Annotated in this window: 12 protein-coding genes; all 12 read right to left on the bottom strand. The window is 67.6% G+C overall.

Annotated features, from left to right (window positions below; translation table 11 throughout):
• Positions 1–15: 15 nt before the first annotated feature.
• The gene (gene dbpA / locus LPB260_RS18535; protein WP_208707268.1) at positions 16–1,395 is read right to left on the bottom strand and encodes an ATP-dependent RNA helicase DbpA; all 1,380 of its coding nucleotides are present in this window, start codon (positions 1,393–1,395) and stop codon (positions 16–18) included.
• Positions 1,396–1,505: 110 nt separating this feature from the next.
• Positions 1,506–2,837, bottom strand: a complete 1,332-nt coding sequence (locus LPB260_RS18530) for a TldD/PmbA family protein (RefSeq protein ID WP_208707267.1) — start codon at positions 2,835–2,837, stop codon at positions 1,506–1,508.
• Positions 2,837–4,279: a TldD/PmbA family protein gene (locus tag LPB260_RS18525; protein ID WP_208707266.1), complete on the bottom strand. Its 1,443-nt coding sequence runs from the start codon at positions 4,277–4,279 to the stop codon at positions 2,837–2,839. The genes LPB260_RS18530 and LPB260_RS18525 overlap by 1 nt, the downstream gene beginning before the upstream one ends.
• 188 nt (positions 4,280–4,467) lie before the next feature.
• Positions 4,468–5,412 carry a choline ABC transporter substrate-binding protein gene (locus LPB260_RS18520; protein WP_208707265.1) on the bottom strand — a complete coding sequence of 315 codons (945 nt, stop codon included), beginning with the start codon at positions 5,410–5,412 and terminating at the stop codon, positions 4,468–4,470.
• A 37-nt stretch (positions 5,413–5,449) separates the two neighbouring features.
• Complete coding sequence (locus LPB260_RS18515; RefSeq protein WP_208707264.1) at positions 5,450–6,331, bottom strand: proline/glycine betaine ABC transporter permease; 882 nt, start codon at positions 6,329–6,331, stop codon at positions 5,450–5,452.
• 1 nt (position 6,332) lies between these two features.
• Complete coding sequence (locus LPB260_RS18510; RefSeq protein ID WP_208707263.1) at positions 6,333–7,529, bottom strand: glycine betaine/L-proline ABC transporter ATP-binding protein; 1,197 nt, start codon at positions 7,527–7,529, stop codon at positions 6,333–6,335.
• A gap of 173 nt (positions 7,530–7,702) precedes the next feature.
• A complete protein-coding gene (gene betA / locus LPB260_RS18505) occupies positions 7,703–9,385 on the bottom strand; it encodes a choline dehydrogenase (protein ID WP_208707262.1) in 1,683 nt (560 codons plus the stop codon).
• 109 nt (positions 9,386–9,494) lie between these two features.
• Positions 9,495–10,967 carry a betaine-aldehyde dehydrogenase gene (gene betB, locus LPB260_RS18500; protein WP_208707261.1) on the bottom strand — a complete coding sequence of 491 codons (1,473 nt, stop codon included), beginning with the start codon at positions 10,965–10,967 and terminating at the stop codon, positions 9,495–9,497.
• A gap of 262 nt (positions 10,968–11,229) precedes the next feature.
• Positions 11,230–11,877 carry a transcriptional regulator BetI gene (gene betI, locus LPB260_RS18495; protein WP_208707260.1) on the bottom strand — a complete coding sequence of 216 codons (648 nt, stop codon included), beginning with the start codon at positions 11,875–11,877 and terminating at the stop codon, positions 11,230–11,232.
• A gap of 165 nt (positions 11,878–12,042) precedes the next feature.
• The gene (locus LPB260_RS28925) at positions 12,043–12,171 is read right to left on the bottom strand and encodes a YtoQ family protein (protein WP_218281503.1); all 129 of its coding nucleotides are present in this window, start codon (positions 12,169–12,171) and stop codon (positions 12,043–12,045) included.
• Between the two features lie 222 nt (positions 12,172–12,393).
• Positions 12,394–13,248 (bottom strand): glycine betaine ABC transporter substrate-binding protein, encoded by an 855-nt coding sequence (locus LPB260_RS18485; RefSeq protein ID WP_208707259.1) that lies wholly within the window; start codon positions 13,246–13,248, stop codon positions 12,394–12,396.
• A 146-nt stretch (positions 13,249–13,394) separates the two neighbouring features.
• A complete protein-coding gene (locus tag LPB260_RS18480; RefSeq protein ID WP_208707258.1) occupies positions 13,395–14,339 on the bottom strand; it encodes a choline ABC transporter substrate-binding protein in 945 nt (314 codons plus the stop codon).
• Between the last annotated feature and the right edge of the window lie 26 nt (positions 14,340–14,365).

The raw sequence follows: 14,365 nt of genomic DNA, 5'->3' as shown, positions 1-14,365 counted from the left end.
GCGGTTGGTCGGGACTCAGAGGGCGCGTACGCGCAGCGAGCGGCCCTTGATCTTGCCGTCGGTGAGGCGTTTGAGCGCCTGCTTGGCGATGCCGCGCTCGACCGCGACCAGGGCCTGGTAGTCGAAGATGGCGATCTTGCCGACCTGGGTGCCGGGAATCCCGGCCTCGCCGGTGAGGGCGCCGAGGATGTCGCCGGGGCGCAGCTTGTCCTTGCGCCCGGCGCCGATGCACAGGGTGATCATCGGCGGTTGCAGCGGCTCGCCGGCCTGGGCCTTCAGGCTGTCCAGCGGGTGCCAGGTCAGCGCGCCTTTCTGCAGGGTCTCCACGGCCTGGGCGCGGTGCGCCTCGGCCGGCGCCACCAGGCTCACCGCCAGGCCCTTGGCGCCGGCACGGCCGGTGCGGCCGACGCGGTGGATATGGGTCTCCGAGTCGCGCGCCAGCTCGACGTTGATCACCATGTCCAGGGCGTCGATGTCCAGGCCGCGGGCGGCCACGTCGGTGGCCACCAGTACCGACAGGCTGCGGTTGGCGAACATCGCCAGGACCTGATCGCGGTCGCGCTGCTCGAGGTCGCCGTGCAGCGCCGCGGCGGAGATGCCGCGGCTGCCCAGGTGATCGACCACCTCCTGGCACTGCTGCTTGGTGAAGCAGAAGGCCACGCAGGACTCGGGGCGGAAGCTGGCCAGTAGCTTGACCACCGCGTCCAGGCGCTGCTCCGGGGCGATCTCGTAGAAGCGCTGTTCGATCTGGCTGTCGTCGTGCAGGGCCTCGGCCTTGACCTGCTGCGGGTCGCGCATGAAAGCGGCGGACAGCTGCTTGATGGCCGCCGGGTAGGTGGCGGAGAACAGCAGGGTCTGGCGCCGGCTCGGGGTCTGATTGATGATCGCCGCGATGCTGTCGTAGAAGCCCATGTCGAGCATGCGGTCGGCCTCATCCAGCACCAGGGTGTTGAGCCCGTCGAGCTTCAGGGTGCCCTTGTCCAGGTGCTGCTGCACCCGCCCCGGGGTGCCGACGATGATCTGCGCACCGTGTTCCAGGGAGCCGATCTGCGGGCCGAAGGGCACGCCACCGCAGAGGGTCAGCACCTTGATGTTGTCGCCGGCGCGGGCCAGGCGGCGAATCTCCTTGGCCACCTGGTCGGCCAGCTCGCGGGTCGGGCACAGCACCAGGGCCTGGCAGCCGAAGTAGCGCGGGTTCAGCGGATGCAGCAGGCCGATGCCGAAGGCCGCGGTCTTGCCGCTGCCGGTCTTGGCCTGGGCGATCAGGTCCAGGCCCTTGAGCATCACCGGCAGGCTCTGCGCCTGGATCGGCGTCATCTGTGCGTAGCCGAGGGACTCGAGGTTGGCCAGCATGGCGGCGGACAGCGGCAGGGAGTTGAAGGCGGTGGACGTCACGGTTGGAACCTGCGAAAGAACGAAATGGCGCGCAGTGTAACAGGCGCGGCCGGCTAGGCGCGGAGCCGCTGGCCGCGCCGGCCCGACGGCGGACGCCGCGAGGCCCTGTGCTACAGGGTCAGGGTCAGGCCGCCGAGCAGGGCGCCCGGCAGCAGGGTCGAGCCGTTGTGGCGCTGCTGGTAGGTGCTGGTGGACAGGCTCAGCTCGCGCTCGCCGGTCAGCGCCTCGAGCTGGCTGCCGAGCAGGCGATAGAGGCTGTCGTCGAAGCGCATGCTGGTCAGCGGCCCCTGGATGCGGCCGTCCTCGACCCAGAAGCAGGCGAAGCGGGTCATGCCGGTGATCCGCGCGGCGGGCCGGTCGGAGTAGTTGAGGTACCACAGGTTGCCGATATATAGGCCGCGGCCGAGGCGTTCGAGAATCTGTTCCTGGGGCAGATCGCCGCCGGCCATCGCCAGGGCGGCCGGCGCCTCCCAGGGGCTGGCGCCATTGGCCGGCAGGCCGTACTCGGCGGCGCTGCGGGCGCTGACCAGGCTTTCCTCGGCCAGGCCGGCGCGGATCAGGCGCAGGTCGCGGCGCACAAAGCCCTCGCTGGAGAAGCCGGGGAGCAGCGAGTCGCTGACCTGCTCGTGCAGGTGCAGCAGCGGGCTGAGCCGGGCCTCGCCGCTGTGCAGGCGCTGCAGCGGGCTGTCCTTCTCGGCCAGGGCCTGGGCGGAGAAACCGCCCCAGGCCAGCAGCTCGAGGAGCTCCTGCAGCGCGGCAGGGGCCAGGTAGGCGCGGTAGTCGCCCGGCGCCAGGGTGCGCGGCGGCAGGCCCAGGTAGGCCAGTTGTTCCTGCCCCTGGCGCAGGCGTTCGGCGAAGGCGTCGGCCTGCCAGTGCTGGCCGGCGTACTGCGCCTTGAGCGCCTGGCCGTTGCCGTGGAACAGGCTCCAGTCGAGGTTGAAGCTGCTCGCCTGGTGCCAGCCGAAGGCCCCGCTGGAGCTGGCGAAGCCGCGGCTGATGGGGCCGGCGGCGTAGAAACCGACCAGGTCGAGGCCGGCGGCCTGGCGCGTCACCTCGGCGATCACCTCGGCGCTGTCGGGCAGGGTCTCGAGCCGCTGGGCCTGGCTGTGCCAGGGCTCGCGGTTGAACTGCAGGTAGGGATCGGCTGGCAGCAGGGGCAGGATCGCGCGCAGCTGCCGCACGGCCTCGCCCAGGCGCTGGCGGTCGACCTGCGGCACGCCGCTGAGGCTCAGCTGCTGCTCGGCATGGCGACCTTGGTGGATCAGCTGCAGGTTCAGGCTGGCCTGCCGCACCTGGCCGGCCTGGAGCACTCTGGCCTGGTTGAAGCGGACGAAGTCGGAGCACTCGGCGCTGTAACCGAGGCTGAACTCCTCGTCGGCGAGCAGGGCGCCGCCCAGCCACTGACTGAGGGCCTCGAACTGGCTGTGGGCGTGATCGTTCATCAGCTGGCTCCGCCGAATACGTCGACCGCGGCGAACACGCAGGCCGGGGTGGCATGGCCGACCCGCACCACCTGGTTCGGCTCGCCCTTGCCGCAGTGCGGGGTGCCCAGCACCTCGACGGTACTGGCATCGCCGACCGCCCTGAGCGAGCGCCAGAACTGGCTGGAGACGCCGCGGTAGTTGGGGTTCTTGACCACCCCGCGCAGCTCGCCGTGCTCGATCAGCTGGCCCCATTCGCAGCCGAACTGGAACTTGTTGCGCGCATCGTCGATGGACCAGGAGCGGTTGCTGGCCATCAGGATGCCCTGCTCGATGCCGCCGATCAGCTGCGCCAGGCTGTGGTTGCCCGGCTCGATATTGAGGTTGGCCATGCGGTCGATGGGCGGGCGGTTCCAGCTGCTGGCGCGGCTGTTGGCCACCCCCGGCAGGCCGCTGCGCAGCTGCGACAGGGCGCCGCCCAGGGGGCGCAGCAACAGTCCGTCGCGGATCAGCAGGGTCTTGCGCGCCGGGCTGCCGTCGTCGTCGAAGGCGTAGCTGGCCAGCTCCTCGGCAGGCGTCGGGTCGAAGCTCACGTTGAGCAGCCGCGAGCCGTACTGCAGGTGGCCGAAATCCTCGACCTTGACGAAGCTGGTGCCGGCGAAGTTGCGTTCGTCACCGAGGATGCGGTCCAGCTCCAGGGGGTGGCCGATGGACTCGTGCAATTGCAGGATCATCTGGTCGGGCATCAGCAGCAGGTCGCGCGGCCCGCTGGGCGTGTTGGGCGCCAGCAGCAGTTGCAGGGCCTGGTCGGCGACCCGGGGCGCGGCGCCGACCAGGCCCAGGCGCGCGATCACCTCGGCGCCGCCCTGCTGGCCGAGGTGGGCGCCGCCGAGGTGGCGGGTCTGGCTGTCGCTGCCGTCGTAGGCAGTGACGCCGAGGTGCGGGTAGACGAAGCGCTGCGCCGAACTCAGCTCGGCGCCACTGTTGTTCAGGTAGAGCTGCTCGACCTCGCTGACCTGCAGGCCGACCCGCCAGGTGACCAGGCGCGGATCGCCCGGCACCGCCGCCGACTCGGCGGCGAGCAGCTGGTAGCACTCGGCGAGCGAGGGGAAGGGCTGGTCGAGGCCGGGCGAGCGGTAGTCGCCGCGGGCGCTGGAGGGTTCCAGCGTGCGCTGGTCGAGCAGGGCGCAGGACGCGAGGCGCCGGGCCAGTTCGGTCGCCTGCTCGAGGGCGGCCTGCAGGCCCTGGCGGGACAGGTCGCTGGTCGCCGCATAGGCCTCGACCCCCGCCAGGCGCACGCTGAGCATGGCGCCCTCGTCGCGGCTGAAGCGCGGCGGTTCGGCGATGTGCTTGCGCACCCACAGCTGGCGGTCGTCCTGGCGCACGTAGCGCAGCGACCAGTGCTCGGCCGCGCAGTGCAGTGCGGCGAAGTGGCGCTTGAGGGCGGCGAAGGCCTGGTACATGCGACGGTTCCTTGCACGGAGCGGCGCCGTTCAGGGCGGCAGTGGCGGATGGGTCGAGCCGATCAGACCTTCATCATGGCGCGAAGGCGCGGACCGCGACAAGGGCGGCGGCGTGCAGCGGTCGCAGGCGCCGCGCTGAAAGCAGAACGCCGCCCAAGTGGGCGGCGTTCTGGGGGAACGACGGAGCGTTACAGGCCGACGTGCTGCTTGACCGCGGCGACGCCATCCTTACCGTCATAGGTGGTGACACCGGCCAGCCACTTGTCGAGCATTTCCGGGTTGGCCTTGATCCAGTTCTTCGCCACTTCGACCGGATCTTCCTTCTCCAGCACTTTCTCCATCAGCTGGCTTTCGATCTCGACGCTGAACTGCAGGTTGTTCAGCAGCTTGCCGACGTTGGCGCAACGCGCCTCGTAGTCCGGGGTGACCACGGTGTAGACCTTGGCCGCGCCGTAGTCCGGGCCGAACACGTCATCGCCGCCGGCCAGGTAGGTGATGTCGTACTGGGTGTTCATCGGGTGCGGGGCCCAGCCGAGGAACACCACCGGCTCCTTCTTCTTCACCGCGCGCTGCACCTGGACCAGCATGCCGGCCTCGCTGGACTCGACCATGCGGAAGCCGCCCATGCCGAACTGGTCGCCCTTGATCATCTGTTCGATCAGCAGGTTGCCGTCGTTGCCCGGTTCGATGCCGTAGATCTTGCCGCCCAGCTGATCCTTGAACTTGGCGATGTCCTGGAAGCTCTTGAGGCCCGCTTCGGCGGTGTAGGTGGGGACCGCCAGGGTGTACTTGGCGCCTTCCAGGTTCGGTGTCGGCAGCACCTTGACGCCACCGTCCTTGGCGAAGGGCTCGATCACCGCGTCCATCGAGGGTGCCCAGTAGCCGAGGAACACGTCGATCTGGCCTTTCTGCACGCCGGTGAAGGCGATCGGTACCGAGGCCATGATCTTGCGTGGCTGGTAGCCCAGGCCTTCGGTGAGGGTCATGGCCACGCCGGTGGTGGCGGCGATGTCGGCCCAGCCGATCTCGGCGAAGCGCACCTGCTTGCAGCTTTCCGGTTCCTGGGCCCAGGCGTTCTGCACCAGGGCGCAGGACAGCAGGCCGAGGCTGGCGATGGTCTTGAGCTTGTTCATAAGCGATTCCTCTGGGGGTAGGTAGGGTGAAGGCTGGTCACTGGCGTTGAAAGCGCGCGTTTACCCAGCTGATCAGGCCGCTGCGTGGTGCGGTCTGCTTGGTGCCGAAGCTTTCGGTGATGCGGTCGAGGATGATCGCCAGCAACACCACGGCCATGCCGCTCTCGAAGCCCAGACCGATATCCAGGCGCTGGATGCTCGCCAGCACGTCGTTGCCCAAGCCGCCGGCGCCGACCATGGAGGCGATGATCACCATCGACAGGGCCATCATGATGGTCTGGTTGACCCCGGCCATGATCGACGGCATGGCGTTGGGCAGCTGCACCTTGAACAGCAGCTGGCGGCCGGTGCAGCCGAACGACTGGCCGGCCTCGACGATCTCCTTGTTGACCTGGCGGATGCCCAGGTTGGTCAGGCGCACGGCCGGCGGCATGGCGAAGATCACCGTGGCGATGATCCCCGGCACGCGGCCGAGACCGAACAGCATGGCCGCCGGGATCAGGTAGACGAAGGCCGGCATGGTCTGCATGAAGTCCAGCACCGGGCGGATGGTGGTGGCGACCCGCTCGCTGCGCGCGGCCCAGATACCCAGGGGGATGCCCAGCAGCAGGCTGATCAGGGTCGAGGAGAAGGTCAGGCCGAGGGTGACCACGGTCTGCTCCCAGAAGCCGGTCATGACGATGAGGATGAACGACACCGCGGTGAAGGCGGCGAAGCGCGCACCGATGCGCCACAGGCCGAGGCCGACGAAGATGGCGATCAGCAGCCAGGCCGGCGGCAGCATCAGCAGGGCTTCGACGCCCTCGGAGAAGCCGCTGACCACGCTGCCGATGCTGTCGAAGGCGCCGCTGTAGTTGTCCAGCAGGTGCTGGACCACGTCGTTGACCCAGCTGCCCAGGTCGAGTTTCTTGTCGCTCATGTCATTCTCCCTGCAGGCGGTTGAGCAGGCGGCCCTTGCTGATGGCGCCGCTGTAGAAACCGTTGGCGTCGATCACCGGGATCGGCCCCTCGTTGTCCACCAGGCGCTCGATCACCTGGTCCAGCGGCATGTCCTCAGAGACCGGCTCGACCTGCTTGAGCAGGTCCCGGCTCAGCTCGCGCGGGTTCACCCCGTCGACCATCAGGGCGATCTTCTCCAGGCTGATGGAGCCGCAGAAGCGCTTGTTCTCGTCGAGGACGAAGGCGTAGTGCTTGTCCTGGGCCTGCAGTTCCTGACAGATGGCCAGGGCGCATGGCGCCACGCCGTTATGCACGTAGGTGGGCACGCTGTCGGCCTTGAGCTGGCCGGCGGTGAGGTAGCGATTGGTGTCGACGGTGTCGAAGAAGTTGCGCACGTAGTCGTTGGCCGGGCTGTCGACCAGCTCCTGCGGGGTGCCGACCTGGATCAGCTTGCCGCCTTCCATGATGCCGATGCGGTTGCCGATGCGCATGGCCTCCTCGATGTCGTGGGAGACGAAGATGATGGTGCGCCGGTGGGTCTTCTGCAGCTCCAGCAGCACGTCCTGCATCTCGCGGCGCTTGAGCGGGTCGAGGGCGGAGAAGGCCTCGTCCATGATCATGATCGAGGGGTCCACGGCCAGGGCGCGGGCCAGGCCGACGCGCTGCTGCATGCCGCCGGACAGCTCGTGGGGGTACTTGTGGGCGAAGGTGTCCAGGCCGACCTGGGCGAGCACGTCCATGGCGCGCTTCTCGCGTTCCTTGCGGCCGACGCCTGCGACCTCGAGGCCGAAGGCGGCGTTGTCCAGCACGCTGCGCGAAGGCATCAGGGCGAAGGACTGGAAGACCATGCTCATGTCGCGGCGACGCAGGTCGACCAGCTCGGCATTGGCCATCTTGGCGACGTTCTGGCCGTCGATGTAGACGTCACCGGCACTGGGCTCGATGAGGCGGTTGATCAGGCGGATCAGGGTGGACTTGCCCGAGCCCGAGAGGCCCATGAGGACGAAGATCTCGCCTTCCTCGACGCTGAAGGACACGTCGCTGACGCCGATCACGGCGCCCTTCTCGGCAAGGATCTTGTCCTTGCTCCAGCCTTCCTTGAGCAGCTCGATGGCTTCCTGTGGGTTTTGGCCGAAGACCTTGTAGAGGTTCTCGACGACGATCTTTCCTGACTGCATTTGGGTAGGACCCTCTCTTATTAGAATTCAGTTCAGTTACTGGAACCCGGCGCGCGAGGCTGGGGGCGTGGAGTGCTATCGATAGTGCTTGCCTGTGTCGGTGGCTGTGGGATGAGGTGGCGCGGCCAGCGCCGGCGGGCGCTGGCCGCGACCGAGGTCGCCGGGGCGACCGGTTAGCGCTGGGCCGCCCGGCGCGCCGGGGCGCCGCCTGCGACGTAGTAGGGCGCGGTGCTGCGCGGCAGCGGGGTGCGACCGCGGATTTTGTCGGCGATCTTCTCGGCCATCATGATGGTCGGCGCGTTGAGGTTGCCGGTGGTGATGATCGGCATGATCGAGGCATCGACCACGCGCAGGCCTTCCATGCCGTGCACCCGGCCCTGGCCGTCGACCACCGCCATGTCGTCCTCGCCCATCTTGCAGGAGCACGAGGGATGGAAGGCGGTTTCCGCATGTTCACGGACGAAGGCGTCCAGTTCCGCGTCGCTGTTCACGTCGACACCGGGGCTCAGCTCGCGCCCGCGGTACGGGTCGAGTGCCGACTGCGCCATGATCTCGCGGGTGATGCGGATGCCGTCGCGGAACTCCCGCCAGTCCTGTTCGGTGGCCATGTAGTTGAACAGGATGCTCGGGTGCTGGCGCGGGTCCTTGGACTTGAGGTGGACGCGGCCGCGGCTCGGCGAGCGCATGGAGCCGACGTGGGCCTGGAAGCCGTGTTCCTTGACCGCATTGCTGCCGTTGTAATTGATCGCCACCGGCAGGAAGTGGTACTGGATGTTCGGCCACTCGAACTCTTCGCTGCTGCGGATGAAACCGCCGGCCTCGAACTGGTTGCTGGCGCCGGTGCCCTTGCCGAGGAACATCCACTCGGCGCCGATCTTCGGCTGGTTCCACCACTGCAGCGCCGGGTACAGCGACACCGGCTGCTTGCAGGCGTACTGCAGGTACATTTCCAGGTGGTCCTGGAGGTTCTGGCCGACGCCGGGCAGCTCGTGCACCACCGGGATGTCCAGGTCGCGCAGCAGGGCGGCCGGGCCGACTCCGGAGCGCTGGAGGATCTGCGGCGAGGCGATGGCGCCGCTGCACAGCAGCACCTCGCGGCGGGCATGCACGGTCAGCGGGGTGTCGCTGTTGCCGTGCAGGTAGGCGACGCCGATGGCGCGCTTGCCGCTGAACAGGATGCGGTCGGTGAGGGCGTGGGTGATGATCTTCAGGTTCGGTCGGCCGCGGGCCTGGTCCAGGTAGCCGCGGGCGGTGCTGGCACGCCGGCCCTGGGGGGTCACGGTGCGGTCCATCGGACCGAAGCCTTCCTGCTGGTAGCCGTTGAGGTCGTCGGTGCGCGGGTAGCCGGCCTGCACCCCGGCTTCCATCATGGCCTGGAACAGCGGGTTGTTGCCGGTCTTCGGCGTGGTCACGCTGACCGGGCCGTCGCCGCCGTGGTAGGCATTGGGGCCGATGTCGCGGCTCTCGGCCTTGCGGAAGTAGGGCAGGCAGTCCAGGTAGGTCCAGTCCTCCAGACCCTCGAGCTTGGCCCAGCCGTCGTAGTCCAGGGCGTTGCCGCGGATGTAGCACATGCCGTTGATCAGCGAGGAGCCACCCAGGCCCTTGCCGCGGCCGCACTCCATGCGGCGGTTGTTCATGTGCGGCTCGGGGTCGGTGACGTAGGCCCAGTTGTAGCGCCGGCCCTGCAGGGGAAAGGCCAGGGCGGCGGGCATCTGGGTGCGGAAGTCGAGGCGGTAGTCGGGGCCGCCGGCTTCCAGCAGCAGCACGCTGACGTCGGCATCCTCGGTCAGGCGGGTGGCCAGCACGTTGCCGGCCGAACCGGCGCCGATGATGATGTAGTCGAATTCTTGGGACATGGGACCTTCCTGCGTAGGGTGGATTGGGCCGGGCCCTCATCCACCATGGCGAATCTGCAGTGGTGTGGTGGACCGGGCCGCTGCGCGACCCGTCCCCCTACGATCGGGCTCAGAACACCGAGGCGTAGTCGCCCAGCTCCACCTGCACCGATTTGACCTGGGTGTAGTGCTCCAGGGTGGCCACGCCGTTCTCGCGGCCGACGCCGGACTGCTTGTAGCCGCCGACCGGCATCTCCGCTGGCGACTCGCCCCAGGCGTTGATCCAGCAGATGCCGGCCTGCAGCTGGTGGATGACCCGGTGGGCGCGGGCCAGGTCGCGGGTCACCAGGCCGGCGGCCAGGCCGTACTCGGTGTCGTTGGCGCGGCGGATCACTTCTTCCTCGGTGTCGTAGGCGAGGATGCTCATGACCGGGCCGAAGATCTCCTCGCGCACGATGGTCATCTCGTCGCGGCAGTCGGTGAACACGGTCGGGGCGACATAGGCGCCCCGGGCGTATTCGCCGTCGGTCACGCGCTGGCCGCCACAGAGCAGGCGCGCGCCTTCCTTGCGACCGGTCTCGATGTAGCCGAGCACGCTTTCCATGTGGGCGAAGCTGACCAGCGGGCCGAAGTTGGTGTTGGCATCTTCCGGGTTGCCCAGGCGGATGCGCTGCACGCGCTCGAGCACCTTGGCCTCGAAACGCGCCTGCAGACTGCGCGGGATGAACACCCGGGTGCCGTTGGTGCAGACCTGACCGGAGCTGTAGAAGTTGGCCATCATGGCGATGTCGGCGGCGCGGTTGAGGTCGGCGTCCTCGAAGATGATCAGCGGCGACTTGCCGCCCAGTTCCATGGTCACGTCCTTGAGGGTCGAGCCGGAGGCGCTGGCCATGACCTTCTTGCCGGTGCTGGTGCCGCCGGTGAAGGAGACCTTGGCGATGCCCGGGTGCTCGGTCAGCCACTGGCCGACTTCGCGGCCGCTGCCGGTGAGCACGTTGAACACGCCGTCCGGCAGGCCGGCCTCGGTATAGATCTCGGCCAGCTTGAGCACCGACAGCGGGGTCACTTCGCTCGGCTTGAAGATCATCGCGTTGCCGGCGGCCAGGGCCGGGGCCGACTTCCACAGGGCGATCTGGATCGGGTAGTTCCAGGCGCCGATGCCGGCGACCACGCCCAACGGCTCGCGGCGGGTGTAGACGAAGGACGATTCGCGCAGCGGGATCTGCTGGCCTTCCAGGGCCGGGATCAGGCCGGCGTAGTACTCCAGCACGTCGGCACCGGTGACGATGTCGACCGCCTGGGTCTCGGACAGCGGCTTGCCGGTGTCGAGGGTCTCGAGTGCGGCCAGCTCGTCGTTGCGCTGGCGGAGGATGTCCACGGCCTTGCGCAGGATGCGCGAGCGCTGCATGGCGGTCATCGCCGCCCAGACCTTCTGGCCCTCGGTGGCGCTGGCGACGGCGCGATCGACGTCTTCCTTGCCGGCGCGCTGCACCTGGGCGAGCACTTCGCCGTTGGCCGGGTTGACGGTCTCGAAGCTCGCGCCGCTGCTCGAGTCGGTGTAGCGACCACCAATGTAGAGCTTCTGTTCGTCGAATCGGGCCATGGTCGAATCCTCTTGATTGGCATCTGGATAGGGCCGGCGGGCGGGTTTGTCGCCCCTGGCCGGCTGGCTCGGCGGTATGCTTGTGGCCATGCGCGCCGATCAAAGTGGAAGCCAGCCTACTTTATTTTTATTGAACGCTCAAACAACAAAACTGTTCGGGAACGACAAAGCCTGCTCCGAAAGCGACGGCGCAGACGGCCTCGCGGGGTGCGAGAAATAATTGAAATACGGGGCCGGCCCGTTCGGCGGGGCCGGTTTGCCGTCAGTGCTGGCTGCTGGCCGGATGACGGCTGGTGCGCGCCGGCTGGCTGGCCGGGGGCGAATCGGCCTTGGCCAGTTGCAGGTCGAGGTAGTCGTAGGCGATCTGTACCGCCTGGCGGGTATCGAAGGCCTCGCCGGACAGGGCCCCGCGCAGCCACAGGCCGTCGATCAGCGCCGCCAGGCCGCGGCCCGCGGCGCGGGCCTGGGGCTGCGGCAGGAGCCGGTGGAACTGGCCGCAGAGGTTGGAATACAGGCGATGGTCGTTGATCCGCTGCAGGCGGCGCAGGGCCGGGTGGTGCATGCTCGAGGCCCAGAAGGCCAGCCAGGTCTTCATGGCCGGGCCGTTGACTTGGCTGTCGTCGAAGTTGCTGTCGATGATCGCCCGCAGGTGCGAGCGCGGGCTGTCGTCCTGCAGGCTGGCGCGGCGCTGGCGCACCGCCTGGTTGAGTGCCTGCATCAGGTGGCGCATGGTGGCCTCGAGCAGGCCGTTCTTGTCCTGGAAGTAATGGCTGATGATGCCGTTCGACACCCCGGCCAGGCGGGCGATATAGGCGATGCTGGCATCGCCCATGCCGACCTGGTCGACGGCTTCGAGGGTGGCGGCGATCAGCTGCGAGCGGCGGATCGGCTGCATTCCGACCTTGGGCATCGGTTTCTCCGGCGACAGGGACTTGGCGAGGAAGGACGCAGTCTAGGGCGTTCTTTATTGACCGATCAATAAAGAACGCGTTTTAGGAGACGAATTGTCGCCCGGGGACATGTGTGGCGCGGCGTCCGAAAAGCCCGTGCAGCGAGCTGTTGATCGAGAGCGCGGCTAGGCCTCGGCGACTATGTACTTGAGCAGTTCGACCACCTGTTGCGGGCTCTGCGCTGCGGCGCCCTGGATGATCTGCTGGCGCCAGTCGGTATGGATTTCACCGGATAAGTACACTTTCCAGGTCATGGTCTTCCCGGGTCTGTTCTATCGAATGGATGCCGGCTCTGAGCCGCCGAGTGGCGGACAGTCTGCCACGGCTTGCGCGGCTTTTCATGGGCGGCGGCCTGGGCCTGGCGTCGATGCCGCCTCAAGGCGCGCGCCGTTACGGGCGGTAGGCCAGGGGGAAGCTGCCTGGACGGAAAAACAAAAAAGCGGGCCGAGGCCCGCTTTTTGTATCGCTGAGGTGGCTTACTTCAGCCAGGACTCGACCCGCTCGGGGTTGGCGGCGATCCAGTCCTTGGCGGCCTGCTCCGGCTTGGCGCCGTCGCGGATGGCCAGCATCACCGCACCGATTTCCTCGCTGGTCCAGTTGAACTTCTTGAGGAAGGCGACCGCTTCCGGTGCCTTGTCCTTGAAGCTTGGATTGACCACGGAGTCGACGTGCTCAGCTTCGCCGTAGACGCCCATCGGGTCTTCCAGGAAGCGCAGCTTCCACTTGGCGAACATCCAGTGCGGTACCCAGCCCGGCACCACGATCGCTTCGTTCTTCTTGATGGCGCGCGCCAGGGCGGTGGCCATGGCCGGGCCGGAGCTCGGCATCAGCTTGTAGTCGAGCTTGTACTTCTCGAGGGCTTCCTCGGTGCGGCGCATGATCCCGGCGCCGGCATCGATGCCGGTGATCTTGCCGTCGTAGGCGGCCTTGGTGGCGTTCAGGTCGGCGATGCTCTTGGCTTCGACGTAGTCCGGCACGACCAGGCCGATCTTGGCGTCGTTGTAGTTGGTGCCGAGCACTTCGAGCTGGTCCTTGAACTTGGCGTAATACTCGCCGTGGGTCACCGGCAGCCAGGCGGAGAGCAGGCCGTCGATGTCGCCGCGGGCTACGCCCTGCCACATGATGGCCGGCTCGAGGGGCTTGAGCTCGACGTCGTAGCCGAGCTTGCTTTCCATGATTTCGGCGGCCAGGTAGCTGGTGGCGACGCTGTCGTCCCAGCCGTTGACGAAACCGAAGGTCAGGGTCGGCTTGTCCGCGGCCACGGCGGAGGACATGCCGACTGCCAGGGCGGCGGCGCCGAGGCCTTGGAGGAGGGTCTTGAGTTTGCGCATAGGTGTAACTCCGTCAGGGTGAGTTGCAGTTCTTGTTGGTGTTACTGGCTCGTTCTGATTGCGGGTACTGCGCCGGCCGGTTGCCGGGGCGAAACCCCGGCGACCGGCTGGTCTTCGAGCCACGAACCGGGTCGTGGCTCTGGTCCTTACAGGCCGACGTGCTGCTTGACCGCGGCGACGCCATCCTTGCCGTCATAGGTGGTGACACCGGCCAGCCACTTGTCGAGCATTTCCGGGTTGGCCTTGATCCAGTTCTTCGCCACTTCGACCGGATCTTCCTTCTCCAGCACTTTTTCCATCAGCTGGCTTTCGATCTCGACGCTGAACTGCAGGTTGTTCAGCAGCTTGCCGACGTTGGCACAACGCGCCTCGTAGTCCGGGGTGACCACGGTGTAGACCTTGGCCGCGCCGTAGTCCGGGCCGAACACGTCATCGCCATCGGCCAGGTAGGTGATGTCGTACTGGGTGTTCATCGGGTGCGGGGCCCAGCCGAGGAACACCACCGGCTCCTTCTTCTTCACCGCGCGCTGCACCTGGACCAGCATGCCGGCCTCGCTGGACTCGACCATGCGGAAGCCGCCCATGCCGAACTGGTCGTTCTTGATCATCTGCTCGATCAGCAGGTTGCCGTCGTTGCCCGGCTCGATGCCGTAGATCTTGCCGCCCAGCTCGTCCTTGAACTTGGCGATGTCCTGGAAGCTCTTGAGGCCCGCTTCGGCGGTGTAGGTGGGGACCGCCAGGGTGTACTTGGCGCCTTCCAGGTTCGGCGTCGGCAGCACCTTGACGCCACCGTCCTTGGCGAAGGGCTCGATCACCGCGTCCATGGAGGGCGCCCAGTAGCCGAGGAACACGTCGATCTGGCCTTTCTGCACGCCGGTGAAGGCGATCGGCACCGAGGCCATGATCTTGCGCGGCTGGTAGCCCAGGCCCTCGGTCAGGGTCATGGCGACGCCGGTGGTGGCGGCGATGTCGGCCCAGCCGATCTCGGCGAAACGCACCTGCTTGCAGCTTTCCGGTTCCTGGGCCCAGGCGTTCTGCACCAGGGCGCAGGACAGCAGGCCGAGGCCGGCGATGGTCTTGAGCTTATTCATTAATGACTCCCTGTATGAATGAATTA

The sequence above is a fragment of the Pseudomonas sp. LPB0260 genome (assembly GCF_013388395.1).
This window is presented reverse-complemented; position numbering and strand designations above follow the sequence as displayed.

Excerpts from the sequence above, each read along its gene's own strand:
- betB (WP_208707261.1), bottom strand. The coding sequence starts at position 10,967 with ATGGCCCGATTCGACGAACAGAAGCTCTACATTGGTGGTCGCTACACC.
- LPB260_RS18480 (WP_208707258.1), bottom strand. The coding sequence starts at position 14,339 with ATGAATAAGCTCAAGACCATCGCCGGCCTCGGCCTGCTGTCCTGCGCC.
- LPB260_RS18520 (WP_208707265.1), bottom strand. The coding sequence starts at position 5,412 with ATGAACAAGCTCAAGACCATCGCCAGCCTCGGCCTGCTGTCCTGCGCC.
- LPB260_RS28925 (WP_218281503.1), bottom strand. The coding sequence starts at position 12,171 with ATGACCTGGAAAGTGTACTTATCCGGTGAAATCCATACCGACTGGCGC.
- betI (WP_208707260.1), bottom strand. The coding sequence starts at position 11,877 with ATGCCCAAGGTCGGAATGCAGCCGATCCGCCGCTCGCAGCTGATCGCC.
- LPB260_RS18530 (WP_208707267.1), bottom strand. The coding sequence starts at position 2,837 with ATGAACGATCACGCCCACAGCCAGTTCGAGGCCCTCAGTCAGTGGCTG.
- LPB260_RS18510 (WP_208707263.1), bottom strand. The coding sequence starts at position 7,529 with ATGCAGTCAGGAAAGATCGTCGTCGAGAACCTCTACAAGGTCTTCGGC.
- betA (WP_208707262.1), bottom strand. The coding sequence starts at position 9,385 with ATGTCCCAAGAATTCGACTACATCATCATCGGCGCCGGTTCGGCCGGC.
- LPB260_RS18525 (WP_208707266.1), bottom strand. The coding sequence starts at position 4,279 with ATGTACCAGGCCTTCGCCGCCCTCAAGCGCCACTTCGCCGCACTGCAC.
- LPB260_RS18485 (WP_208707259.1), bottom strand. The coding sequence starts at position 13,248 with ATGCGCAAACTCAAGACCCTCCTCCAAGGCCTCGGCGCCGCCGCCCTG.
- LPB260_RS18515 (WP_208707264.1), bottom strand. The coding sequence starts at position 6,331 with ATGAGCGACAAGAAACTCGACCTGGGCAGCTGGGTCAACGACGTGGTC.